The organism is Streptomyces sp. NPDC058295 (genome assembly GCF_042880655.1).
Lineage (GTDB): Bacteria > Actinomycetota > Actinomycetes > Streptomycetales > Streptomycetaceae > Streptomyces > Streptomyces coriariae.
On record NZ_JBHVYO010000068.1, the window covers coordinates 11,578 to 35,469 of the forward strand.

Annotated in this window: 24 protein-coding genes, 1 pseudogene and 1 riboswitch; of the genes and pseudogenes, 15 read left to right on the forward strand and 10 right to left on the reverse strand. The window is 72.8% G+C overall.

All coding sequences use genetic code 11. The features are described 5' to 3' along the window. Positions 1-59 precede the first annotated feature (59 nt). Complete coding sequence (locus ACFVYS_RS39990; RefSeq protein ID WP_389510284.1) at positions 60-1,784, reverse strand: VanW family protein; 1,725 nt, start codon at positions 1,782-1,784, stop codon at positions 60-62. 331 nt (positions 1,785-2,115) lie between these two features. Continuing rightward, a complete protein-coding gene (locus tag ACFVYS_RS39995) occupies positions 2,116-2,559 on the reverse strand; it encodes a hypothetical protein (protein ID WP_389510286.1) in 444 nt (147 codons plus the stop codon). 128 nt (positions 2,560-2,687) lie between these two features. Here ACFVYS_RS39995 and ACFVYS_RS40000 point away from each other — a divergent pair. Continuing rightward, positions 2,688-2,921: pseudogene (locus tag ACFVYS_RS40000) on the forward strand (cation:proton antiporter regulatory subunit); the annotation flags it as partial. Positions 2,922-2,957: 36 nt separating this feature from the next. On the opposite strand, the gene ACFVYS_RS40005 reads toward ACFVYS_RS40000, so the two are convergent. After that, positions 2,958-4,034 (reverse strand): PucR family transcriptional regulator, encoded by a 1,077-nt coding sequence (locus ACFVYS_RS40005; RefSeq protein ID WP_389510288.1) that lies wholly within the window; start codon positions 4,032-4,034, stop codon positions 2,958-2,960. 308 nt (positions 4,035-4,342) lie between these two features. Further along, positions 4,343-4,527: riboswitch (cobalamin riboswitch) on the forward strand. Between the two features lie 29 nt (positions 4,528-4,556). Between ACFVYS_RS40005 and ACFVYS_RS40010 the strand changes: the two genes are divergently transcribed. From ACFVYS_RS40010 to ACFVYS_RS40045, 8 genes are all read left to right on the forward strand, one after another. After that, a complete protein-coding gene (locus ACFVYS_RS40010; protein WP_389510321.1) occupies positions 4,557-5,270 on the forward strand; it encodes an energy-coupling factor ABC transporter permease in 714 nt (237 codons plus the stop codon). Beyond that, the gene (locus ACFVYS_RS40015) at positions 5,267-5,737 is read left to right on the forward strand and encodes an energy-coupling factor ABC transporter substrate-binding protein (RefSeq protein WP_389510290.1); all 471 of its coding nucleotides are present in this window, start codon (positions 5,267-5,269) and stop codon (positions 5,735-5,737) included. Before ACFVYS_RS40010 ends, ACFVYS_RS40015 begins: the two co-directional genes overlap by 4 nt. 6 nt (positions 5,738-5,743) lie before the next feature. Continuing rightward, positions 5,744-6,505 (forward strand): cobalt ECF transporter T component CbiQ, encoded by a 762-nt coding sequence (gene cbiQ / locus ACFVYS_RS40020; protein ID WP_389510292.1) that lies wholly within the window; start codon positions 5,744-5,746, stop codon positions 6,503-6,505. Continuing rightward, positions 6,502-7,362, forward strand: coding sequence for an energy-coupling factor ABC transporter ATP-binding protein (locus ACFVYS_RS40025; RefSeq protein ID WP_389510294.1), 861 nt, complete (start codon positions 6,502-6,504; stop codon positions 7,360-7,362). The genes cbiQ and ACFVYS_RS40025 overlap by 4 nt, the downstream gene beginning before the upstream one ends. Positions 7,363-7,838: 476 nt before the next feature. Then, entirely contained in the window at positions 7,839-8,288 is a 450-nt protein-coding gene (locus ACFVYS_RS40030) for a carboxymuconolactone decarboxylase family protein (RefSeq protein ID WP_389510296.1), read from the forward strand. A 178-nt stretch (positions 8,289-8,466) separates the two neighbouring features. Next, entirely contained in the window at positions 8,467-9,669 is a 1,203-nt protein-coding gene (locus ACFVYS_RS40035; protein ID WP_389510298.1) for an NUDIX domain-containing protein, read from the forward strand. Beyond that, the gene (locus ACFVYS_RS40040; protein WP_389510299.1) at positions 9,659-10,195 is read left to right on the forward strand and encodes a GNAT family N-acetyltransferase; all 537 of its coding nucleotides are present in this window, start codon (positions 9,659-9,661) and stop codon (positions 10,193-10,195) included. The genes ACFVYS_RS40035 and ACFVYS_RS40040 overlap by 11 nt, the downstream gene beginning before the upstream one ends. 151 nt (positions 10,196-10,346) lie before the next feature. Beyond that, entirely contained in the window at positions 10,347-11,576 is a 1,230-nt protein-coding gene (locus tag ACFVYS_RS40045; RefSeq protein WP_389510301.1) for a phosphodiester glycosidase family protein, read from the forward strand. A 32-nt stretch (positions 11,577-11,608) separates the two neighbouring features. Here ACFVYS_RS40045 and ACFVYS_RS40050 read toward each other — a convergent pair whose 3' ends face one another. The 6 genes from ACFVYS_RS40050 to ACFVYS_RS40075 form a co-directional block, all read right to left on the reverse strand. Then, entirely contained in the window at positions 11,609-11,803 is a 195-nt protein-coding gene (locus ACFVYS_RS40050) for a hypothetical protein (protein WP_362271370.1), read from the reverse strand. Between the two features lie 117 nt (positions 11,804-11,920). Further along, positions 11,921-12,781 carry a phosphatidylinositol-specific phospholipase C/glycerophosphodiester phosphodiesterase family protein gene (locus tag ACFVYS_RS40055; protein ID WP_389510303.1) on the reverse strand — a complete coding sequence of 287 codons (861 nt, stop codon included), beginning with the start codon at positions 12,779-12,781 and terminating at the stop codon, positions 11,921-11,923. Between the two features lie 171 nt (positions 12,782-12,952). Beyond that, entirely contained in the window at positions 12,953-14,035 is a 1,083-nt protein-coding gene (locus ACFVYS_RS40060) for an acyl-CoA dehydrogenase family protein (protein ID WP_389510305.1), read from the reverse strand. Next, positions 14,032-15,216, reverse strand: a complete 1,185-nt coding sequence (locus ACFVYS_RS40065) for an acyl-CoA dehydrogenase family protein (RefSeq protein ID WP_389510307.1) — start codon at positions 15,214-15,216, stop codon at positions 14,032-14,034. The genes ACFVYS_RS40060 and ACFVYS_RS40065 overlap by 4 nt, the downstream gene beginning before the upstream one ends. Then, positions 15,213-16,184, reverse strand: coding sequence for an NADPH:quinone oxidoreductase family protein (locus ACFVYS_RS40070; protein WP_389510309.1), 972 nt, complete (start codon positions 16,182-16,184; stop codon positions 15,213-15,215). The genes ACFVYS_RS40065 and ACFVYS_RS40070 overlap by 4 nt, the downstream gene beginning before the upstream one ends. A gap of 112 nt (positions 16,185-16,296) precedes the next feature. Next, the gene (locus ACFVYS_RS40075) at positions 16,297-16,872 is read right to left on the reverse strand and encodes a helix-turn-helix domain-containing protein (RefSeq protein WP_389510311.1); all 576 of its coding nucleotides are present in this window, start codon (positions 16,870-16,872) and stop codon (positions 16,297-16,299) included. A 70-nt stretch (positions 16,873-16,942) separates the two neighbouring features. Between ACFVYS_RS40075 and ACFVYS_RS40080 the strand changes: the two genes are divergently transcribed. From ACFVYS_RS40080 to ACFVYS_RS40100, 5 genes are all read left to right on the forward strand, one after another. Beyond that, positions 16,943-17,938: an NAD(P)/FAD-dependent oxidoreductase gene (locus tag ACFVYS_RS40080; protein WP_389510323.1), complete on the forward strand. Its 996-nt coding sequence runs from the start codon at positions 16,943-16,945 to the stop codon at positions 17,936-17,938. A 29-nt stretch (positions 17,939-17,967) separates the two neighbouring features. Then, on the forward strand, positions 17,968-19,506 hold the full coding sequence (locus tag ACFVYS_RS40085) for an ATP-dependent DNA ligase (protein ID WP_389510313.1): 1,539 nt from the start codon (positions 17,968-17,970) through the stop codon (positions 19,504-19,506). Continuing rightward, positions 19,503-19,976 carry an NUDIX domain-containing protein gene (locus tag ACFVYS_RS40090; RefSeq protein WP_389510315.1) on the forward strand — a complete coding sequence of 158 codons (474 nt, stop codon included), beginning with the start codon at positions 19,503-19,505 and terminating at the stop codon, positions 19,974-19,976. The genes ACFVYS_RS40085 and ACFVYS_RS40090 overlap by 4 nt, the downstream gene beginning before the upstream one ends. Before the next feature lie 76 nt (positions 19,977-20,052). Then, positions 20,053-21,438, forward strand: coding sequence for an NADP-dependent succinic semialdehyde dehydrogenase (locus ACFVYS_RS40095; protein WP_389510317.1), 1,386 nt, complete (start codon positions 20,053-20,055; stop codon positions 21,436-21,438). Positions 21,439-21,463: 25 nt separating this feature from the next. Further along, positions 21,464-21,700: a DUF6213 family protein gene (locus tag ACFVYS_RS40100; RefSeq protein ID WP_028807142.1), complete on the forward strand. Its 237-nt coding sequence runs from the start codon at positions 21,464-21,466 to the stop codon at positions 21,698-21,700. A gap of 76 nt (positions 21,701-21,776) precedes the next feature. On the opposite strand, the gene ACFVYS_RS40105 is transcribed toward ACFVYS_RS40100, so the two are convergent. Continuing rightward, positions 21,777-23,003, reverse strand: a complete 1,227-nt coding sequence (locus tag ACFVYS_RS40105; RefSeq protein ID WP_389510319.1) for an acyl-CoA dehydrogenase family protein — start codon at positions 23,001-23,003, stop codon at positions 21,777-21,779. Between the two features lie 178 nt (positions 23,004-23,181). On the opposite strand from ACFVYS_RS40105, the gene ACFVYS_RS40110 reads away from it, so the two are divergent. Further along, entirely contained in the window at positions 23,182-23,823 is a 642-nt protein-coding gene (locus ACFVYS_RS40110) for a TetR family transcriptional regulator (protein ID WP_020131608.1), read from the forward strand. Positions 23,824-23,892: the final 69 nt, after the last annotated feature.

A 23,892-nucleotide genomic window follows, 5' to 3' on the forward strand; every position in this document is an offset into this window, starting at 1 on the left:
CCGTCGTGAAGACCTCCGATGTGCCGAAGGTCGCCCCGCCTTCCCGGCTCCCGCCGGGCCTACCGCGGGTCCTCGGCGGGGGCTTCGCAGGTGATCTCGTCCCGCGGGGTGTAGTGGGTGCGGAACGGCTGCCGCCGCACCTCCCTGCCGTCGTTGTAGAAGACCCGATCGACGGTGACGTCGAAGCCCTCGAGCGGGGTCTGCGGCACGCACTTCTCGTCCGTGCTCACCTTCCGTTCCGGCTGCCGCACATGGGTGCGGGGCCCGGTGACCGACTTGATCTCGTCGTACTTCTTGGTGCCGAGGAAGGTGACGGTCACCGAAGTGTCGGTGGCCTCGGCCTGGATGTAGAGGGCGTGGCCGGAGTCGTTGGCGAACTTCAGGTCGAGGCTGCCCCAGGCGACCGTCGCCTCGCGGCCCTCCGGATAGCGCTCGATGTAGAAGGAGTGGGCGCCGTACTCCACGGGCTTGAGCCCGGCGAAGAACATCGCGTTGAACATGGTCGTGGCCACGGTCGAGACACCGCCGCCCGGCGCCTTGGTGAACTCGCCGTCGAGGATCATGATGCCCTCGCCGAAGCCGTTGGCTTCGGTGCGCTGCCCCACGGTCCGGTTGAGACTCCAGGTCTTGCCCGGCATGACGAGGGAGCCGTTGATGAGCTGTGCGGCCCGCCCGATGTTCTTCGTGCGGTACGCGGCCGGTTCGAAGTGGACGGTGAAGGAGGACATCTTCTCCGTCAGCCCCAGCCGTGCGGCGCTGTCCCGGGTCACCTGGGGCTGCGTCCGTCGTGCGGCCACTTCCCCGGTACGGGCCGCTCCGCCGGACCGGGTGAGCAGCGACAGCACGGCCTTGCCCAGTGCCTTGTCGGTGATCTGGAGGCCGGTCCGCGCGTCGTCGGCCACCACGACCCGGTCGCCGTCCAGCCGCAGGGCGGCGTTCGCGGCGGTGGTGGTGACGCCGGCCAGCGGGCGGGCCACCGAAGGGGCCGCGCGCAGTCCCTTGTCGTCCAGCTTCGGTATCAGCCGGCCGGCGCCGTCGGGCCGCATCGTCAGATGCTCGCCCAGTACCTTCTGCCCGATGGTGAACCGCTTGCCGCCCGTGGTGAGGGTGACGGGCGCCGACATGGCCGGCTGCGCGAACTCGCGCACCGCGCGCCGCACCTCCGCCGCCGTGACCTTCGGCCGTGTCTCGCGGGCGGGCAGGTCCGTGACCGCGTCCGCCGCCCCGCGCAGGAAGGTGGCCTTCAGGGCGTCGACGGCGGCGTTCACGTCCAGTGCGTAGCCGGTCTGCGGGGCGACCTGCTCGACCCGGCCGTCGGCGAAACCGACGGTGCCCTCGCGGACCTGCTGGTCGAGGGTCTTCGCCAGCTTCCCCAGAGCGGTGCGGGCCTTGTTCTCGTCGAGGCGTACGACCGGCTCCTCGTCGCCCCCCGAGCCGAAGAGTCCGCCGACCAGAGCGGCCGGATCGGCGCCGACGCGGCCCACCCGGTCGACCGTGCGCTCGGCGTCGAAGGTGAGTCCGGCCTGCCGCGGGTCGACGGTCCCGCTGCGGTCCCCGACCCGTACGGCCAGCTCCTGCGAGCCGGCCGCCGTCAGGTGCTCGTCCAGCTTGCGGACGGCCTCCGCACGGCTGAGGCCGCCGATGTCCACGCCATGCACCGTCGTGCCCGGCTCGATCTCACCGCCCGTGAGCAGCAGCCCGGTCAGGTACAGCGCGCCGACGCCGACGGTCAGCGCACCGCCCGCCAGGGCGAGGGGCGGCACGGAGGCTGTTCGGGGGCGCATGGGTCTCCTGGACGGACGACGGCGGGTGATCCGCCCCGCTGCGCGACGCCGCACACGGGACGGCGTCGGATCGGATACAGGGGGCAAGCACGGGTAAGCACCCCAAGCTACCCAAAACGCGCGATGAGCTCATATGTCCCAGAACACGTATGTTCCGGATCACGCCGCCGGTCCCGGATCGCGTCGCCGGTCCTGGATCGCGTCGCCTGTCGTGGATCGCGTCGCCTGTCCGGATCAGGCCGTCAGACCCTCACGCCGTCGGGCCCTTCGCCCCCGCTCCCGCTCACACTCCCGCCCCCACTCGCACTCCCGCTCCCGCTCCCGGGGGCGGTCAGGCGCCGAGGGGGCCGCTGTCCGGGTCGGTCGACGGGGTGGCCACCTCTGCCGCGATCCGGCGGTAGGCGGCGCGGGCCTGGATGATCCGGGCGAGCACGGTGCCGACGAGAGTCGCGGCGCACAGGCAGGTGAGCCAGAAGGTGTCACGGTGGCCGGCCCAGGTGAGCGTGCCGACGGGTGGGATGGCGAATCCGTTGAGGGTCAGCCAGCACAGGACGGCCGTACCGGGGGCCGCGGTGAAGCGGGCGCAGAGCCCCAGCAGGGCCGCCAGCAGGGAGAGCGCGGCCAGGGCGAATCCGGGGCGGTCCGAACCCACCAGCATGTTGTGCACGGCCACCAGGACCAGCGCGCCGCCGAAGGCCGTGGCCCACACCACCGGAGTGGCGACGGGCTGGGGCACGGGCCGGGCGCCGGCCCTGAGGGACACCCACTCGATCATGCTGCACGCTTCCTTCCGGCCCCATGCCCCCGGAACGCCGGCCGCCACGGCAGCGTGGACCTCGACGCGCATTCTCCCACCCGGTCGCCGAGCACACTCCCGTCGCCCCGTTCCCTGTGCTGGCCAGGGTGGCATCGATGTCGCACCGGAACGGGCGGCTGCTCGGCGAGACCCGGATGCGCACCGAGACCGGGGTGTCGGTCGTGGCGGTGCCGCGCCGCGCCGAGGCCATCCCCTCACCGAAGCCGGACTGCCGGCTGACCGGCGGGGACACGCTGATCCTCATCGGGACGAGGGAGGGCGTGGAGGCGGCCGCGGCGATCCTCGCGCGGGAGTGGGACCGGCAGCGAGGCCGGGAGTGAGGCGCGAGCGCCGCTCCTCCGGCGAGCGCCGCCTCTCTAGAAGGAGGCCTCGGTCGACGTCAGGGGCCTGGCCGGCCAGTCGAGCAGTCGGGCGCCGATGACCGCGGTCTGCAAGGTGTAGCGGTGGGCGGGGTCGGTGGGGTCGGTGCCGGTCAGGGCGTGGATGCGGGCCAGCCGGTAGGTGAGGGCGCGCACGCTGAGCGAGAGCCGTCGGGCCGTGGCGGCGGCCACACAGCCGGTGTCGAAGTACGCGATCAGGGTGGCGAGCAGGGGCTGCGCCCCGCCGCGCGCCCGTTCCAGCGGCCCCAGAGCACCCTGCACCAGGTCCACCAGTGCCTGCCGGTCCCGGGCCAGGACGGGGAAGACCAGCAGGTCGGAGGCGCGCAGCAGCGGCTCGTCGAGGCCCATGCGCTGGGCCACGTCCAGGGCGTTGAGGGCCTCTTCGTAGCTGTGCCCGATACCGACCGGGCCCGGCCTGGACCGCCCGATGGCGACCTGGGCCCGGCCCGTGACGGCGTGGGCGTGCCGGCCGAAGTGGGTGAGGACCTCGTCCTGGTCTGCGGGGGCGATGCACACCATCCGGCCGTCCTTGGTGGTGAACAGGATGCGGCGGTTCTCGAAGCGGCCGAACAGCTCGTCCGCCACCTGCCGGGGAACGGGGTCGGTCTCGTCGTACTTGTCCGGGCCCTCGGCCACCGCGACCGCGTGGGCGCGGGACAGCCGTAGCCCGAACCGTTCGGAGTGCGCGGCGAGTTGGCCCGCGCGACCGCGCCCGTGGAGCAGGTCGTCGATGAACTCGCGGCGGGCCGCCTCCTCTTTGCGGACCACCAGCCGCTGCGCGCGCTCGTAGCCGTCGGCGAAGGCGTCCACGGCCTGTTCGACGACGGCGAGGACGCTGTCGGGATCGGCGCCTCGCGGACGGCCCTCACGGCCTGCCGCGAGGTGCGCGCGAACGAGACCGCGCCAGCCTCGGCCGGCCTCGGCCGCCCGCGCGCCGAGCGCCCGGCGGGACTCGATCTCGTCGCGGGTCAACCGGCGGCCCGTGCGCGCGGCGTCCGCCAGGATCCGGTCGAATCCGTCGAGGAACGGCTCGGACGAGTGCGGGCCGGTCATGGTTTCCCCGTTCGATCGAGCACCGTCGGACATCGGACACATGTTCCCACCGAGCGGTACGGCGATGGAGTGCTCCGAGGTGCGTCCGGCGTGGCGTCCGCCCACCGGACTCAGCGGCTCGCGTGGACGGCTTCGGCGGACTCCGCCGACGTGACCGGGCCGGGCGGCGCGCTGCGGCGGCACCCCGGGGCGAGGCTGCGGGCGAGGGGTTCGGTCCAGCGGGCGGACGGCCGCCGTGCGCCGGGGTGAGCCGTCGTCCGCCGTCTTCGCGCCCCGCATCGCCGCTTGTCAGCGCCTCTGTGTGGGCACTACTGTCACCACGCCTTGGTGAACGGGAAATCCGGTGTGATGCCGGTGCGGCCCTCGCCACTGTGATCGGGAAGTCCGGCTCCGGCCCTCGCGGGCAGCCACTGGGTCCTTGAGACCCGGGAAGGCGGAGCACGGGCGGTGGTACCCGTGAGCCAGGAGACCGGCCAAGGCACGTCAACCATCCACGAGGTGCTGGAGAGGGTCTGCTCAGCCATGCACATAGCCGAGGGTTTTCTGCCTCCGGCGCATGCGATCGCCTGGGGCGTCGCATCCGCGCCATTCGTCGTCCACGGAGTACGGTCACTCACCCGTGAGGTCAAGGAGCACCCCGAGAGCACCCTGCTCCTCGGTGCCTCCGGAGCCTTCACGTTCGTACTGTCCGCACTGAAACTGCCTTCGGTGACCGGAAGTTGCTCCCACCCCACCGGCACGGGACTCGGCGCCATCCTGTTCCGGCCGCCGATCATGGCGGTGCTGGGCACCATCACCCTGCTCTTCCAGGCGCTGTTGCTCGCCCACGGCGGCCTGACGACGCTCGGCGCCAACGTCTTCTCGATGGCCGTCGTCGGGCCCTGGGCCGGTTACGCGGTCTACCGGCTGCTGCGGCGGTTCGACGTGCCGCTGATGGTCACGGTGTTCTTCGGCGCGTTCGTGGCCGACCTGTCCACCTACTGCGTCACCAGCGTGCAGCTGGCGCTCGCCTTCCCGGACCCGAGCAGCGGATTCCTGGGCGCCCTCGGCAAGTTCGGCTCCATCTTCGCCGTCACCCAGATCCCGCTCGCGGTCAGCGAGGGGCTGCTCACGGTGTTCGTGATGCGGCTGCTGACCCAGTCCAGCAAGGGTGAACTGACCAGGCTGGGCGTGCTCGTGACCGGCGGCCGGACCAAGGCCGACGCCGACGCCGGGACCGAGGCGGTGACCCGGTGAGCCGTAACGCGAAGACCAACGCCCTGCTGCTGTTCGTGGTGGCCGCGCTGGCCGTCCTGCCGCTGGCCCTCGGGCTCGGCGACCACAAGGAGGAGCCGTTCACGGGGGCCGACGCGGAGGCGGAGACGGCGATCACCGAGATCCAGCCGGACTACGAACCCTGGTTCTCGCCCCTGTACGAGCCGCCGTCCGGCGAGATCGAATCGGCGCTGTTCGCGCTCCAGGCGGCCCTCGGCACGGGGGTACTCGCCTACTACTTCGGTCTGCACCGGGGACGGCGACAGGGCGAACTCCGGGCCCTGGCCCAGCGGGACACCGAGCACGACACCAAGGGGTCCGAGAACGCTCAGGAGTCCGAGAGTGCTCAGGAGTCCGAGAGCGCGCAGGAGTCCGAGAGTGCGCAGGGCTCCGAGAGCGCTCAAGGGTCCGAGAGCGCCTCCGAACCGTCCGCTCCCGAACGGACCTGAGCCCGCGTGCTGCCGATCGACGTGGCGGCGCACAGCAGTCGCTGGCGCCACCGCCATCCCGTGGACAAGGCCGTGCTCGGTCTGGGCCTCACCGTGCTCGCCATCTCCCTGCCGCCCTGGCCCGGCGCGGCCCTGGTCCTGGTGACGGCGCTCGTCATCCTGCTGGGGCCCGCGGGGGTGCCGGGCCGGCGGCTGTGGCGCGCCTACCGGGTACCGCTGGGCTTCTGCGTGACCGGCGCGCTCCCCCTGCTCGTGCAGGTCGGCGGCCCGGACCGGTTCCTGTCCCTGGCCGACGGCGGCCCGGTGCGCGCCGGGGAGTTGCTGCTGCGTACCTCGGCGGCCTCCCTCGGTGTCCTCCTTCTCGCGTTCACCACCCCGATGTCCGACCTGCTGCCCCGCCTGGTCAGGGCCGGGGTGCCCGCGCCCGTCGTGGACGTCGCGCTGGTGACGTATCGCATGAGCTTCCTGCTCCTCGACTCCGTGCGCCGGATCCGGGAAGCGCAGGCGTCCCGGCTCGGGCACACCACCCGGGCCGCGGAGTGGCGTTCGCTGGCCGGGCTCGGCGCCACCGCGTTCGTCCGCGCCTTCGACCGGGCGGCGCGTCTCCAGGACGGGCTGGCCGGGCGCGGCTACGACGGCACCCTGCGCGTCCTGGTGCCCGAGGCCCGGGTCTCCGTCCGCTTCACGACCGCCAGCGCCGCGCTCTTCGCGGCCCTGGTCGCCCTCACCTTCGTACTGCAATCCGTACTGGAAAGGCCGCTGTCATGAGCGAGCCCGCACTGGTCGCCCTGCGGGGTGCCTCCTTCGCCTACGAGGACGGTCCGGCCGTGCTCAGCGGTCTGGACTTCGAGGTCCACGCGGGGCGCGCGCTCGCCCTGCTGGGCCGCAACGGCAGCGGCAAGACCACGCTGATGCGGCTGCTGAGCGGTGGACTGCGTCCGGGCGAGGGCGAGTTGAGGATCGAGGGGCGCCCGGTGACATACGACCGCAAGGGGCTGACCCGGCTGCGTACGACCGTGCAGCTGGTGGTCCAGGACCCGGACGACCAGCTGTTCGCCGCGTCCGTCGCCCAGGACGTGTCGTTCGGACCGCTGAATCTCGGCCTCCCCGACACCGAGGTGAGGGCCCGGATCGAGGAGGCGCTCGCGGCCCTGGACATCACCGCCCTGGCCGACCGGCCCACCCATCTGCTCTCCTACGGCCAGCGCAAGCGCACCGCGATCGCCGGGGCCGTCGCGATGCGGCCCCGGGTGCTGATCCTCGACGAACCGACCGCCGGGCTCGACCCCGACGGCCAGGAACGGCTGCTCGCGATCCTCGGCCGTCTGCGCGCGTCCGGCACGACCGTGGTCATGGCCACCCACGACGTCGACCTGGCCCTGCGCTGGGCCGACGACGCGACCCTGCTCACCCCGTCCGGCGCGCGCACCGGACCCGCCGCCACGACGCTCGCCCGCACGGACCTCCTCCGACAGGCGGGCCTGCGGCTGCCCTGGGGCGTCGCCGCCGCTCAACTCCTTCAATTCCAGGGCCTGTTGACGGACCCCTCGACCGGCCCGCGCACCGCGGAGGAACTGGCCGCGCTGGCCGCGACGCCCGCTCCCACGAGCCCCGCCGACGGCTGAGGCCCCGCGACGGTGTCCGCGGACCGCCGACGCACGGCAACCGGATGGGCGATGATCGCCGCATGGATGGGCCGACATCGACTACATCGCGGGCATCGACGACGCGGGCGTGCTCCCCACCCCGGAGATGACCTCGACCCGGCAGTGCGGAACCCTCCTCGACACCTGTGTGACCCGCGTCTTCGGCCTCGCCCCCGCCGGCGGGTAGCGCTCGGGCGGGAATCGGCCTTCGCCCGCGTTCACCCGCTCCGCGCGACGGCGCTTCGGTCGGGCAGCGGCCCGGGGCACCTCCGCCGTCCGGAGTGAGCCGGCGGTCCGGGGGACGGCGGTTCGCGGAGGCCCGGCCGCGGGTGGGGGAAGAGGGCGCGCAGAAGGTCGCCGGCCGATCCCTCCGGGCGGTGCACCGCGGGTCCGGCGCTTCGAGTCGCGGCAGCCGGAAGAGGGATTGAGCGGTTTGAATGCTTTGATATTCAACTATGACTCGACGGATCTTCATAGACAAGCAGAGCCCCAAGGCCTACCACGCGCTGGTCCAGACGTCCGAGGCCGTGCGGGAGACCGCCGCCGACGCCGGCCTGGAGCGCACCGTCGTGGAACTGATCAACCTGCGCGTCTCGCAGCTCAACGGCTGCGCGTTCTGCCTCGACGTACACACCAGGGCCGCCGTGCGCGCCGGCGAGGACACCCGGCGGCTGGGTGTCCTCGCGGCCTGGCGGGACACCGACCTCTTCACCCCCCTGGAGCGCGCCGCCCTGGCGCTGGCCGAGGCGACCACCGTGCTGTCCGACGCCGCCGCGCAGGAAGCCGCGTACGCCGACGCCGTGGAGGTTCTCACCGAGGACCAGACGGCGGCGGTGATCTGGGTGGCGGTCACCATCAACGCCTTCAACCGGGTGTCCGTCCTGAGCAAGCACCCGGTGCACTAGCGACTGCCCTCCGGAGGATGCAGCCCAGTGGACCCCCGGCCGGGCCGAAGTCTCGGCGCGGGGCCGCCCGCGCCGGTCCCACCGCGCCCTGCGCGCACGCCGGTTGCCCGGTGGCCGAGTCCCGTAAGAATCGTCTGGTCCGATGCGCGCCGACCGCCCCACCCACGGAGGACCGCCCATGCCCCGTCCCGTCGCCTCCGACGGCCCGGAGTCCGTCAACGCCGACGCCTGGCAGGCCTACGCCACGCACCACCTGCGGCGTGGCACGGTCCTGGCCGAGGCGGAACGGATCGACTGGGGGTTCCCGGGCGCCGGACCGGACGAGGCCTTCCTCGGGGAGCTGGCGGGCCGGCGCGTCCTGGACCTCGGCTGCGGTCCGGCCCGGCACGCCGCCCGGCTGGTCCGCACGCACGGGGCCACCGTCGACGCGGTCGATCTCGCGCCGGGCCAGATCGAGCGGGCCCGGGACCGGTACGGCTCGCTGCCCGGCCTGCGTCTGCTCCGTGCCGACGCCGTCGAGCACCTGCGCACCGCACAGCCGTACGACGTGATCTACTCCGTCAACGCCGTTCCGTTCATCGACCCCCGGCGGCTGTTCCCCGCCCTGGCGACCGCGCTCGCTCCCGGCGGGACGCTCTGTTTCTCCGTACTGCACACCAACTCCGATGGCGAAGGCCCCACTTCGGAACTGGAGGCGCAGCCGGAGACCCTGCGGTTCGCGGGCGGCGGCGAGACCACGGTCCGGATGTGGGTGCCCACCACCGAGCGGTGGCAGGCCCTGCTCACCGAGCACGGGCTGCTTCTGGAGGACGTGGTCCCGGTGACCTCGCCGGACCCCGCCAACCCCGCCGCCTACCGGGTTATCCGGGCCCGGCGTCCCCTGCGCGTCTCGGCCCGCCCCCGCACCGGCATGCCGCCCGTCGCGCACGCGGCGATCGGCGTCGGCGCCATCCTGTACGGGCCCCGGGGGCTGCTCCTGGGCCGTCACCGCCGGGGCACCTGGGAGCTGCCCGGAGGCACGGTGGAACCCGGGGAGCCGCTCCAGGAGACGGTGGTACGGGAGTTGCGCGAGGAGACCGGGCTGCGGGCGGACCCGTCGAAGGTACGTCTGCTGGGCACCCTGCTCGACCGGGTGGAGGGTGTCGTGCGGATGACCGTCGGCGCCGTCGTCACCGACTGGGAGGGCGAGCCGGCCGACCAGCCCGGCGAGAGCGTGGGCGACTGGCGCTGGTACGCCCTGGACCGGCTGCCGCCGTCCCTGTTCGTGTGCAGCGCGCAGTCCCTCACCGTCTGGCGCCCGGACCTGCCGATCGATCACGCCCCGGCCCACTTCACCCCGTTCGCCGGGCACGACGGCCAGGAGCGCGGCGATGACGACTGACCCCGCCGGGTCCCCTCGCGTCCGGGTCCGCCCCCGGCTCCCGGCCGACCTGGACGGCTGTGTCGCCGTGCTCGCGCTGGTGCACGCGCACAGCGGCTACCCGGTCGACCGGCCCGAGCGGCCCGCCGCATGGCTGACGCCGGCCGCCCTGCTCGCGGCGTGGGTGGCCGAGCTGGACGGGCGGATCGTCGGGCATGTCGGTCTGTGCGGTGCCGGCAAGGAGGACATGGCGGCGAGCCTGTGGGACGGCCGGGCGGCACCCGCGGTGATCAGCCGGCTGTACGTCTCCCCCGAGGCCCGCGGCCACGGCGTCGGCGCGGCCCTCCTGACCCGGGCCGTCGGGGCGGCACGCGCCCGGGATCTGCACCCGGTCCTGGACGTGGTGGCCGCCGACCCCGCGGTGTCCTTCTACGAGCGGCTCGGCTGGCGGCACCTCGGCACAGCCGACCAGCGGTGGGGTCCGACCCGCACGGTGACCGTGCGCTGCTACGCCGCCCCGAGGACGACCGCTCGGGCGGCCGAGTAGCACAAGGGGTCGACGGGCGCTGCCGAACGGCGGCTCAAGCGCCCGGAATCGTGTCTATCCTCACCCGTTCTCGTGGTCTTCACGCCCACCCCCTGGCGGGAGTTCTCGCAGGTCATGAGAATGTTGCGGCCCAAACTACCCAGGGGGGTCTGTGACACGACATCAGAAGCGGTTCGGGGTGCGCAGAAAGTCGGTGACGCTGCTCATCGCGCTCGGCACGACGGCCGGGGCGGCGCTCGCGGGGGCGGCTCCGGCCGGCGCCGCGACCTGGACCACCGTGGCGGCGGGCGTGGCGTACCGGCAGTACGACCTGGCGGCGGCCGCCGGGACGACGCATGTGCATGTGCTCAGCGTCGATCTCGGCAACACCCACGTGCGCCTCGGACTGTTGTACCCGGGGGCGGTCGCGTCCCGCTCGGCGATCTCCTCGCTGGCGAACAGCCAGAAGGCGGTCGCCGGTATCAACGGCGACTTCTTCAACATCAGCGAGACCCAGCACCCGGGCGTCGCGGCGACCGGCGCGAGCGTGGGGCCGGCGGTCGCGAACGGGAAGGCGCTCAAGGGCGCGGTCCCGACCGGGCAGCGGTTCGGGCCGGCGCTGCCGCCGGGCACGAACACCAGGGCCGTGGTGGGTGTCGGCGCCGACGGCAAGGCCCGGCTGGACAGCCTGTCCCTCGACGCAACGCTCGGCGTCCGCGGACGGCGGCTGCCGTTGGGCGGCGTCAACCAGTACGCGCTGGCCGAGAACTCCATCGGCGCGTACACCTCGGACTGGGGCAGCGTCTCGCGCAAGCGGGCCACCTGCGGCACGGACACCGAACGGGCCGCGGCGTGCAGCACCAGCACCTACGAGGTGACCCTGCGCAAGGGCCGGGTGGTGTCGACGTCGACCGCGCCCGGCAGCGGCACCATCACGGCCGGCACCACGGTCCTGGTCGGGCGGGAGGCGGGCGCGGCGCGCCTGAAGACGCTCGCCAAGGGCCAGGCGGTGGCGGTGCGCTACGGGCTGACGGCCGCGTCGAAGTCCGCGTACAGCTTCGCCGTGGGCGGCTACCCGATCCTGTCGGTGTCCAAGCCGTTGTCCGGCCTGGACACGTCGGTCTCGGCGGTGCGTACGGCCGTGGGCATCGGCAACGGCGGGAAGCGGGTGTACCTGTTCGCGCTGGACGGTGCCACCGTGTACCGCAAGGGGCTGACGATCGCCGAGGTCGCCGGCGCCCTGAGGAGCCTCGGCGCGACCGAGGGCTTCAGCCTGGACGGCGGCGGCTCGTCGACCCTGGTGGCCCGCCCCGCGGGCTCGACCAGGGTGACGGTCCGCAACCATCCGTCCGACGGGTACGAGCGCCCCGTGGCGAACGGCATCGGGGTCTTCACCAAGTAGTCCCCCAGGTCAGGGGTGAACCCGCAGCGGCCTCACGGTCGAAGACTGCCGACGATGTCGGCCGTGGCCGTGAGGCCGCTGTGGATGGTGGGGGCGATGCCGGTGCCGGCCAGGAGGAACCCGAGCAGCAGGCAGACCAGCGCGTGCGAGACCTTCAGCCCGCCGTTGCGCGTGAAGATCACCGCCAGGACGAACAGCAACAGCACCGCGGAAATCGAAATGGCCACCGTCAACCTCCTCCGATACGTCCGTTTTCACGGCGTTCGGCCGCAAGTGTGACCTAACGGAGGGTTCGTCCGTGCGGCTGACCTGTCCGCCGAACGAGTGGTGTCAGGCGAGGGCCGCTACGCCGTCCGGTGGGCGTCGAGGAATGCCTCCAGGCCCGCCAGGTCGTCCGTGTTGAGGTAGTCGACGCCGGCGGCGAGGAGTTCGGCCCACAGCGCGTCCCGGGCGGGGCCCGCGAGATCGGGCGTGGCCCAGAACCGCACCTGCTGCCCGCGGGCGTGCGCCGCGCCGACGATGCTCCGCAGCTTCTGCCGTTCCGCCTCGGGGAACGCCCCGAGACCGAGCCAGGTGAAGTGGAGCGTCCAGTTGTCACTGATCAGCGAGGCGAACGAGGACGCGGAGGTGCCGAGGTCGGCCAGTCGGCCGTCGTAGAAGGCCCGCCGGACGGTCTGGGCCTCCATGGGCGTACGGGCCGCGCGGTCACCGGAGATGACGGCGGTCACCGGCCCGGGGTGGACGCGGCCGTGCGCGTAGGTGGTGAACAGGCCCTTGTGGCGCTTGAGTTGCCGGTCGAGTTCGAGATACGCCGAGGAGCCCTCGGTCTTGATGTCGATGAGCAGCTGCAGGGGCTGCCGGTAACCCCGGTACACCGATCCGCGGTTGGCCTTCACGCGGGCGGCGAGCGGGGCGAGGTAGAGCGACTCCAGGGTGCGGGTGGGGTCGAGCTGGTCCGCCGAGTGGGCGATGAGGAGTTCGCCGTCGACGAGGAAGATGTCGGCCTCGACGCTGCCGAAGCGGTGGTCGAGGGCGTCGAGGAGCGGACGCGGATGCTCGTAGTCGTTGTGGGCGTGGGCGCGCCACAGCGGGCGGGGGCCGCGCTTCTGCCCGTCGGCGAACGCGCTGCCGGCGGGCGGGGCGAGCACCGCGGCGACGGTGGCGCCGAGGCCGGTGAGCACTCTGCGGCGGGTGACGAGAGCCATGTTGTTCCTCCCTGTGGGGCGGGTCGGGACCACAGGGAGTATGAGGCCGCAGCAGCGGCAATGAACCTGTACATGCCAGGAGTTGGCCGGACCGCCGTCGCTCGTTCACTCCTTCCGGCCGATGGCACGAAAAAGCCCGCCCCAGGTGGGGCGGGCTTCATCGGGTGACGGTCAGGGGGCCCGCAGATCGACGAGTTCGGCCACGGCGGCCCGGTGGGCGCCCGCGCTGCCGTAGGCGATCGAGTCGGCCTTGGCCCGCTTGAGGCACAGGTGGATCGGGTGCTCCCACGTCATGCCGATGCCCGCGTGCAGCTGGAGCGCCTCCTCGGCGGCGTGCACGGCGACCCCGGCCGCGTAGGCCTGGGCGACGGCCACCGCGAGGTCGGCGTCCTCATCCCGCGTCAGCGCGTCGGCCGCGCCCCGGGCCACGGCCCGGAGGTTCACGACCTCCAGCCAGAGCTGGGCCAGCCGGTGCTTGATCGCCTGGAAGCCGCCGACCGGCCGGTTGAACTGCTTGCGCTCCTTCAGATAGCGCACGGTCTCGGTCAACGCCCAGTCAGCCAGACCGAGTTGCTCCGAGGCGAGCAGCCCCGCACCGGCCCGCAGGCCACGGCGGACGGCGGGTTCGGCGTCGCCGAGGCGGCGGCCGGGTGCGCCGCCGAGGGTGACCGTCGCGAGCGGCCGGGTGAGGTCGAGGGACACCTGCGGGGTGACGGTCACGGCGGCCGCGTCCACCGCGTACAGACCGCCGTCGTCCGCCGGCACGAGCAGCACGTCGGCAACGGCCGCGTCCGCGATGCCGGTCAACTCCCCCTGGAGAAGGCCTCCTTCGACGCGCACGGCCTGGAAGGCGGCCCCGGGGGCCGCGTGCAGGCCGACCGCCAGCGCGCCGATCGTCCGCCCGGACGCCAGCCGGCCGAGCAGCTCCTCGTCCCCGAGAGCCAGCAGGGCCTCGGTGGCGACGACGGCACTGGTCAGGTACGGCACAGGGGCGACGGCCCGCCCCAGCTCCTCCAGCACCACGGCGACTTCACGATGGCCGGCCCCTTGCCCGCCCAGCGCCTCGGGCACCAGCAGGCCCGCGAGGCCCATGCCGTCGGAGAGCGCCTTCCAGGCCGCGAGGTCGTGCGGCGCGTCCGACTCCGTACGCGCGATGACCCCGGGCGCGTCGCAGTGGTCGGCGAGCAGGTCGCGGACGGCGGCGCGCAGCGCCTCCTCCTCCTCGGAGTAGAGAAGATCGGGCTGTGCGCTCATCGGGCCAGGTCCTTCCAGGCGACGTCCTTGTCGGTGCGCGGCTCGGACGGCAGGCCCAGGACGCGTTCGGCGACGATGTTCAGCAGGACCTCGCTGGTCCCGCCCTCGATGCTGTTGCCCTTGGAGCGGAGGTAGCGGTATCCGGCCTCCCGGCCGGTGAAGTCCACCATCTCCGGGCGGCGCATGGTCCAGTCGTCGTACAACAGGCCCTCCGCGCCGAGGAGTTCGACCTCCAGGCCGCTGATCTCCTGGTTGAGCCGGGCGAACCCGAGCTTCATGCCGGAGCCCTCGTAGCCGGGCTGGCCGGCGACGAGCTGCTGGCGCAGGCGTTCACCGGCGAGGCGGGCGGCTTCGGCCTCGACCCAGAGCTTCAGCAGGCGCTGGTGCAGATCGTGGGTGCGCAGCTCGGGCCGCTCGCGCCAGGTCTTCGAGACCGGGCCGATCATGCCGCCCTCGCGGGGCAGCCGCATACCGCCGATGGCGACGCGTTCGTTGTTCAGCGTGGTCTGCGCGACCCGCCAGCCGTCGCCGACCTCGCCGAGGCGGCGGGAGTCGGGGATGCGGACGTCGGTCAGGAACACCTCGTTGAACTCGGCCTCGCCGGTGATCTGGCGCAGCGGCCGGACCTCGACACCCGGGTCCGTCATGTCACAGAGGAAGTAGGTGATGCCCGCGTGCTTGGGCACGTCCGGGTCGGTGCGGGCGATGAGGATGGCCCAGCGGGCGACATGGGCGCTGGACGTCCACACCTTCTGCCCGTTGACGACCCAGTCTCCCCCACTCTCACGGACCGCTCGGGTGCCGAGCGCGGCCAGGTCGGAGCCGGCACCGGGCTCGCTGAACAGCTGGCACCAGACCTCCTCGCCCACCCACAGGGGGCGCAGGAACCGCTGCTTCTGCTCCTCGGTGCCGTACTTCAGGATCGTCGGCGCGGCCATGCCCAGGCCGATGCCGAGGCGCCGCGGGTCGTTGTCGGGGGCGCCCGCGGCCGCCAGCCCGGCGTCCACGACGGCCTGGAGGGAGCGTGGCGCACCCAGCCCGCCGAGGCCCTCGGGGAAGTGCACCCAGGCGAGTCCCGCGTCGAAGCGGGCCTTGAGGAAGTCCGTCGTAGCGGTGTCGGCGGGCGGGTGCGCGGCCAGCAACTCCGCTGTGCGGCGCTTGAGTTCGGCTGCGTCGGTCATGCGGTGGCTCCGTTCTGCGGTACGACGGCGACCCGGCCGGTGGTGACGCCGTCGCCGACCCGCTGCACGGCGGCCGCGGCTCCGTCGAGCGGTACGCGCTCACTCACGAGTGGCTTGATCGCGCCCCGGGCGGCCAGCTCGGTGAGCTGCTCGTGGCAGTGCTGGACCAGCTTCGGGTTCTTGGTGTTGTACAGGCCCCAGTGCAGGCCGAGGATCGCGTAGTTCTTGACGAGGGCGTGGTTCAGCGCGGGACTCGGGATCGTCCCGCTCGCGAAGCCGACGATCACGATCCGGCCCTCGAAGGCGACGACCTTCGCGGACTGGGTGTAGGCCTCGCCGCCGACGGGGTCGTAGATCACGTCGGCACCCCGGCCGCCGGTGGCCTCCTTCACGGCCGCGACGACGTCCTCGGCCCGCCGGTCGATCACCACGTCGCAGCCCAGCTCCCGGGCCACGGCCGCCTTCTCGGCGCCGCCCACGACGCCGATGACGGTCGCGCCCGCCGCCTTCCCGAGCTGCACGGCCGCGCTGCCGACCCCTCCTGCGGCAGCGTGGACGAGCAGCGTCTCGCCGGCCTCCAGGCGGGCCCTGCGGTGCAGACCGAACCAGCCCGTCTGGTAGCCGATGTGCAGCGCGGCGGCCTCGGCGTCGTCCAGCGACTCGGGCGCGGGCAGCAGGGCGGCCGCGTCGGCGACGGCGTACTCGGCGAAACCGCCGTACGGCAGCGCCGGGTTGGCGATCACGCGACGGCCGTCCTCGGTCTCGCCGCAGATCTCCACGCCGGGCGTGAACGGCAGCGGAGGCCGCACCTGGTAGTGCCCCCGGACCATCAGCACGTCCGGGAAGTTGATGTTCGCGGCACGCACCCTGAGCAGGACCTGGCCGTCGGCGGGCGTGGGCCGCTCCACGTCCTCGAGCCGCATCACCTCGCTCGGCTCGCCGTTCTCGTGCACCTGCCATGCCTGCATGCGGAGCCTCCACGGGACTGCGTCGTCCGACCGGCGTTCCGACCGGTTCGCTTCGCATACTAAGCGGTCGCTTGCCAAGAGGGAACAGACGGCGGCCGAAGAGTCGCCTGCGTCACCCCTGCCGGGGCCTCGCTCGCACATGCATCCGCTCGCCCTGCGGTCCGAACAGGCTCAGGATCTCGGCCGGCCCCTCCCCCGTCGACCCGAACCAGTGCGGCACGCGCGTGTCGAACTCCGCGGCCTCGCCCGCCGCCAGCACCACGTCGTGGTCCGCGAGCACCACCCGCAGCCGCCCGGACATCACGTACAGCCATTCGTAGCCCTCGTGGGTGCGCAGCACCGGCTCCTCGTCGCTCTGGGGCACCAGCACCTTGAACGCCTGGAGTCCGCCGGGCTGGCGGGTGAGCGGCCAGAAGGTGCGCCCGTACCGCTCGATCGGCTTGGCCGCGCGGACCCGCGGGTCGTCCGCCTTGGGTGCCCCGACCAGCTCGTCCAGCGGAACCTGGTGGGCCTGGGCGATCGGCAGCAGCAGCTCCAGGCTGGGCTTGCGCAGTCCGGACTCCAGCCGCGACAGGGTGCTGACGGAGATGCCGGTCGACTCGGACAGCGCCGCGAGCGTCACCTCCCGATCCTTGCGGAGCCGCCGCAGCCTCGGCCCCACCTCCGCGAGTACCTCATCGGTCGTCATGCCTCCATCTTGCCGAAGTGGCAAACATATTTGTCAATCCCGCGTGCGCCCGGCGACCGTGGTCGCGGAGGTGGTCACCGTGACCGAGAAGCCCGAGACCGATAGGCCCGAGGCCGAGAAGTACGAAGTGATCGTCGTCGGCGGGGGCGCCGCCGGTCTGTCCGCCGCGCTCGTTCTGGGCCGGGCCCGGCGCCGCACCCTGGTCGTCGACGCGGGTGAGCCGCGCAACGCGCCCGCCGCCCATATGCAGGGGTATCTGTCGCGGGACGGCATGTCGCCCGCCGAGTTCCTCGCCGTCGGCCGCGAGGAGATCGCGCGGTACGGCGTTGACCTGGTCCACGATCGGGCGGTGGACGCGACCCGGGGTGAGGACTTCGCCGTCCGGCTGGCGAGCGGGCGGACCGTGCGGGCCCGGCAGCTCGTCGTCGCGACCGGCCTCGCGGACGAGCTGCCGCCGGTCCCGGGTGTAGCCGAGCGCTTCGGCCGGGACGTGGTCCACTGCCCCTACTGCCACGGCTGGGAAGTGCGCGACCAGGCCTTCGGCGTGCTCGCCGGCACCGTGCTGAGCGTCCACCAGGCACTGATGGTGTCCCAGTGGTCGAAGGACGTGACCCTCTTCCTGCACACGGTCGCCGAGGCGGACCTGGCCGACGAGGACCTGCGCAGGCTGGCCGCGGCCGGCGTGCGGGTCGTCCCCGGCGAGGTGGCCGGGCTGGTCGTCGAGGACGACCGGCTCACCGGGGTCCGGCTCCGGGACGGGCGGGTGCACGAGCGCGAGGTGGTGTTCGTGGCGCCCCGGGCGGTGCCGCGGACCGATCTGCTCGCCCGGCTGGGCGCCGAGCTGAGCGAGACCCCCTTCGGCACGTACCCCGTGATCGACGGACGGGGCCTGACGACCGTGCCCGGCCTGTGGGCGGCCGGCAACGCGTCGGGCTTCGCCGAGCAGGTCGTGAACGCGGCCAGCCGTGGCTACCGGGCCGGGGCGGCGATCAACGGGGAGCTGCTGATGGCGGACCTCGACCGGGCCGTCGCCGCCGACGCGGAAGTGCCGGCCGTGCGGATGTAAGGCGGCCGCCGGCGTTGCACCATGGCTGCATGCTGCTCACCCGGCTCGCCGACGTGTCCCGGGAGGTCGCCGCCACCTCGGCGCGCTCCCGCAAGATCGCCCTGCTCGCCGAACTCTTCCGGGACGCGGAGGCGGACGACGTGCCGATCGTCATCCCCTATCTGGCCGGCCGGCTCCCCCAGGGCCGGCTGGGTGTCGGCTGGAAGGTACTGAGCCGGCCGGTCGACCCGGCCGGGAGCCCGTCCCTCACCGTGCGGGAGGTGGACGCCCGGCTCACCGAGCTCGGCACGGTGTCGGGCCCCGGCTCGCAGGCCGAACGGACCCGCCTGGTGGGCGAGTTGATGGGAGCGGCCACCGCGGACGAACAACGCTTCCTGCTCGGCCTCATCACCGGCGAGGTCCGGCAGGGCGCGCTGGACGCCGTCGCCGTGGAGGGCCTGGCGCAGGCGACCGGGGCACCCGCCACGGACGTACGCCGGGCGGTGATGCTGGCCGGGTCGCTGCGGACGGTGGCGCAGGCGCTGCTCGCGGACGGACCGGCGGCGCTGGAGGCGTTCCGGCTCACCGTCGGCCGGCCGGTCCTGCCGATGCTCGCGCACACCGCGTCCGCCGTGGCCGAGGCGGTCGGCAAGCTCGGCGTCTGCGCGGTGGAGGAGAAGCTGGACGGGATCCGCGTCCAGGTGCACCGTGACGGCGACGACGTCCGCCTCTACACCCGCACCCTCGACGACATCACCGACCGGCTGCCCGAAGTGACGGACGCGGCACGGCGGTTGACGGGGTCGCGGTTCATCCTGGACGGCGAGGTCATCGCCTTCGACGAGACGGGCCGACCCCGCTCCTTCCAGGAGACGGCAGGCCGGGTCGGCTCCCGGTTGGATGTGACGGCGGCCGCCGAGGCGGTCCCCGTCGCGCCCGTCTTCTTCGACGCGCTGTCCGTGGACGGCCGGGACCTGCTCGACCTGCCCTTCGCCGAACGGCACGCGGAGCTGGCCCGGCTGGTGCCCGAGCCGATGCGGGTGCGCCGCACGGTCGTGTCCGGCCCCGAGGACGTCGAAGCCGCGGAGGAGTTCTCGAGGGAGACCTTGCTGCGCGGTCACGAGGGAGTCGTGGTGAAGGCCCTCGACGCGCCCTACAGCGCGGGCCGGCGCGGCGCCTCCTGGCTCAAGGTCAAGCCCGTGCACACGCTCGACCTGGTGGTGCTGGCCGCCGAGTGGGGTCACGGGCGGCGCACCGGCAAGCTCTCCAACCTGCACCTCGGCGCCCGCACCGCGGACGGCGGCTTCGCCATGCTCGGCAAGACCTTCAAGGGCCTGACCGACGCGTTGCTCACCTGGCAGACCGAGCGCCTGCGGGAACTGGCCGTCGACTGGAGCGGATACGTGGTGACCGTACGCCCCGAACTCGTCGTGGAGATCGCCTACGACGGCCTTCAGCGCTCCACCCGCTACCCGGCCGGCGTCACGCTCCGCTTCGCCCGCGTCCTGCGCTACCGCGAGGACAAGCGCCCGGAGGAGGCGGACACGGTGGAGACCCTGCTCGCCGCCCACCCGGAGGTGCGCCCTTGACCCCCGCGACGCCGAAGCGCAGTGCGGGCCTGCTGTTGTTCCGGCACACCGACGACGGTCCCCAGGTGTTACTGGGCCATATGGGCGGTCCGTACTTCGCGAAGAAAGACGCCGGGGCGTGGACCGTCCCGAAGGGTGAGTACGAGCCCGACGAACCGGCCTGGGAGGCGGCCCGCCGCGAGTTCCGGGAGGAGCTGGGCCTGCCGCCGCCCGAGGGCGAGGCGATCGACCTCGGTGAGGTCCGGCAGCGGAACGGCAAGATCGTCACCACATGGGCGATCGAGGCGGACCTCGACCCGGCGGCGATCGCACCCGGCACCTTCACCATGGAGTGGCCGCCGAGGTCCGGCCTGACCCAGGAGTTCCCGGAGCTGGACCGGGTGGCCTGGTTCGGGCTCGACCGGGCCCGCGAGCTGATCGTCCCGGCACAGGCCGCGTTTCTCGACCGGCTGGCGGAGCACTCGGGCTGAGCGGATGCGCACGCGTTGCGGCCCCGGGTCCGGCGCGGGAAGGTCGAAGCACAGTCAGCTCTTCAGGAGGTCGGTCATGCCCATCGCGACGGTGAACCCGGCGAACGGCGAGACGCTTCGGACGTACGAGGCCATGGGCGAGGAGGAGCTGGAGCGCCGGCTCCAGCTCGCGGAGGCCACCTTCCGTACGTACCGGACGACGACGTATGCCGAACGCGCCCGCCTGCTCGACCGGGCCGCCGACCTCCTCGACGAGGACCAGGGGGACATCGGCCGGGTGATGACCACCGAGATGGGCAAGCCGGTGAAGCAGGCCCGCGCGGAGGCCGCGAAGTGCGCCAGGGCGATGCGCTGGTACGCCGAGCACGCGGCGGAGCTGCTCGCCGACGAGGAGCCGTCCGCCGCCGACGTGAAGGACTCCGGCGCCGCGCGCGCCCTGGTCCGCTACCGCCCGCTGGGGCCGGTGCTCGCGGTGATGCCGTGGAACTTCCCGCTGTGGCAGGTGGTCCGGTTCGCCGCGCCGGCGCTGATGGCGGGCAATGTCGGCCTGCTCAAGCACGCCTCGAACGTGCCGCAGACCGCCCTGTACCTGGAGGACCTGTTCCACCGGGCCGGCTTCACCGAGGGCTGTTTCCAGACGCTGCTCATCGGCTCGGGCGCGGTCGACGAGATCCTGCGCGACGACCGGGTTAAGGCGGCGACCCTGACCGGGAGCGAGCCGGCCGGCCGGGCGGTCGCAGCCACCGCAGGCGAGATGATCAAGAAGACGGTGCTGGAGCTGGGCGGCAGCGACCCGTACGTGGTCATGCCGTCGGCGGACGTCGACCGGGCCGCGCGGGTGGCGGTGACCGCGCGCGTGCAGAACAACGGGCAGTCGTGCATCGCCGCCAAGCGGTTCATCGTTCACACGGACGTGTACGACGCGTTCACCGAGCGGTTCGTGGCGGGCATGGCGGCGCTGAGGGTCGGCGACCCGCTGGAGGAGGAGACGGACGTCGGGCCGCTGGCGAGCGAGCAGGGGCGGTCGGACCTGGAGGAGCTGGTGGACGACGCGCGACGCTCCGGCGCCGCCGTGCTGTGCGGGGGCGAACGGCCCGACGGACCGGGCTGGTACTACCCGCCGACCGTGCTCTCCGGGATCACCCGCGAGATGCGTATCCACCGGGAGGAGGCGTTCGGGCCGGTCGCGACGCTCTACCGGGCGGCCGACCTGGACGAGGCGGTGCTCATCGCCAACGACTCGCCGTTCGGCCTGAGTTCCAACGTGTGGACGCGGGACGAGGCCGAGGTGGACCGTTTCGTACGGGATCTGGAGGCCGGTGGGGTCTACTTCAACGGGATGACCGCGTCCCATCCGGGGTTCCCGTTCGGCGGGGTCAAGCGGTCCGGGTACGGCCGTGAGCTGTCCGGGCACGGAATCCGGGAGTTCTGCAACATCACCACGGTTTGGCACGGTGCGTGAGCGCCGCGCGGCTACGATCCCGGATGTGAACCGCGAAGTGACTCTGCCTCTGATCGTCGATGACCGCGGGACCTTGCAGGTGGCCGCGGCCGACGTGAGCAAGCTGCTCCGCACGTTGGGCGGTCGGTGGCTGCATCTTGTCGAGGCCGGGGCGGACGGGCTCGACGAGGACACCGTCGCCGCGTTGACCATCGAGCTCGCGAAGCTGGCCGACCGGATCGATGTGGCGTGCATCGCGCACAGCAGCGGAGGTGCGCCGTAGTCCGTTGCCGCTGACCGCGCAGGCCCCGGGGGGCGTCCCCGGGGCCGTACCACGTCGTCCTGCGGCGGGACCCGTCCTAGCGGATCGGCATCCCGGACAGCGTGCGGGCGATCACCAGGCGCTGGATCTCGCTCGTGCCTTCGAAGATCGTGTAGATGGCGGCGTCGCGGTGCATGCGCTCCACCGGGTACTCCCTGGTGTAGCCGTTGCCACCGAGGATCTGGATCGCCTGCGCGGTGACCTGCTTCGCGGTCTCGCTGGCGTACAGCTTCGACATCGAGCCCTCGGCGGCGGTGAACGGCTTTCCGTTGATCGCCATCCAGGACGCGCGCCAGACCAGCAGCCGCGCGGCGTCGATCTGGGTGCGCATGTCCGCGAGCTGGAAGGCGACGCCCTGGTTGTCGATGATCGGGCGGCCGAACTGCTCACGGGTCTTGGCGTAGTCGAGGGCCACCTCGTACGCGGCGCGGGCCGTGCCGACGGCCATGGCGCCGACCGCCGGCCGTGAGGCCTCGAAGGTCGCCATCGCCGCGTTCTTGACGCGCTCGCCGCCCGTCCTGGCCCGCTCACGGGCCCGCGCCAGCCGCTCGTCCAGCTTCTCCTTGCCGCCGAGGAGGCAGGAGCCGGGGACCCGCACGTTGTCGAGGATCACCTCGGCGGTGTGCGAGGCGCGGATGCCGTGCTTCTTGAACTTCTGGCCCTGGGCGAGACCCGGGGTGCCCGGCGGGACGATGAAGGAGGCGTGCCCCTTGGAGCCGAGTTCGGTGTCCACGGCCGCGACGACGACATGGACGTTGGCGATGCCGCCGTTGGTCGCCCAGGTCTTGGTGCCGTTGAGCACCCACTCGTCCTTGGCCTCGTCGTACACGGCACGCGTACGCAGGGAGGCGACGTCGGAGCCGGCGTCGGGCTCGGAGGAGCAGAAGGCGGCCACCTTGACGTCGCTGGCGTCGCCGTACATCTGCGGGATCCAGGTGCCGATCTGCTCCTCGGTGCCGTTGGCGAGAACGCCCACGGCGGCGAGGCCGGTGCCCACGATCGACAGGGCGATGCCCGCGTCGCCCCAGAACAGCTCCTCCATGGCCATCGGGATACCGAGGCCGGTGGGGTCGAAGTACTGCTGCGCGTAGAAGTCGAGGGAGTAGATCCCGACCTTGGCGGCCTCCTGGATGACCGGCCAGGGAGTCTCCTCACGCTCGTCCCATTCGGCGGCCGCGGGGCGGATCACGTCGGCCGCGAAGCCGTGCAGCCAGTCCCGGACCTCCTTCTGTTCGTCGTTGAGCTCCATGGTGAACTCGGCCATGTCCCCTCCAGCGGCGGAACGTGCGTGTTACTAGCGGTAACGTGAGTCTGTTACCGGTCGGTAGGAAAAGTCAACTCCTGCTGACGGCCCGGGAGCCTCCCGGCCCGTACGATGTCAGGCTGCTGCCAGGTGTTAGTTTGCGCAGGCGTCACCGAATCAGCACGGGTGGGGAGAGCTCATGGACACCACGCAGCGGACCGAGCAACAGCGGTCCGCCGACCGCCGAAGGCGCGAGCTGCTGGAGGCCGCCGACCGGGTGGTGCTGCGCGACGGCCCGCAGGCCTCGATGAACGCGATCGCGGCGGAGGCGGGCATCACCAAACCGATCCTCTACCGGCACTTCGGCGACAAGGGCGGACTCTACGCCGCGCTCGCCAAAAGGCACACGGACGCGCTGCTGGACTCGCTGCGGGCCGCGCTGGACGCGCCCGCCGAGCGGCGCGAACGGGTGGAGGCCACGCTGGACACCTACCTCGCGGCGATCGAGGCCCGGCCCCAGGTCTACCGGTTCCTGATGCATCCGTCGGACGGGTCGCCGGGCGAGCAGGGGTTCGACGTGGGCAAGCACTCGGCGCCGCTGCTCCGGCGGATGGGTGAGGAACTGGCCCAGGTCATCGAGGACCGGGTGGACCTCGGACCCGGCAGCCAGCAGCTGGCACGGGTATGGGGGCACGGGATCGTCGGGATGATGCACGCGGCCGGGGACTGGTGGCTGGGTGAGCGCCCCTGCACCCGGGCGGAGCTCGTGCGGAGTCTGGCCGATCTGTTGTGGGGTCGCCTCGCGGCGGCCGGCGACAAGCTCGGCGGCCCCGGCTTCTGACGCTCGCGGGCCGGGCGCGGAACACATGGGGGCGCGGTGCGGCCGGGCCGGGTGGGCGCGCGCCCACCC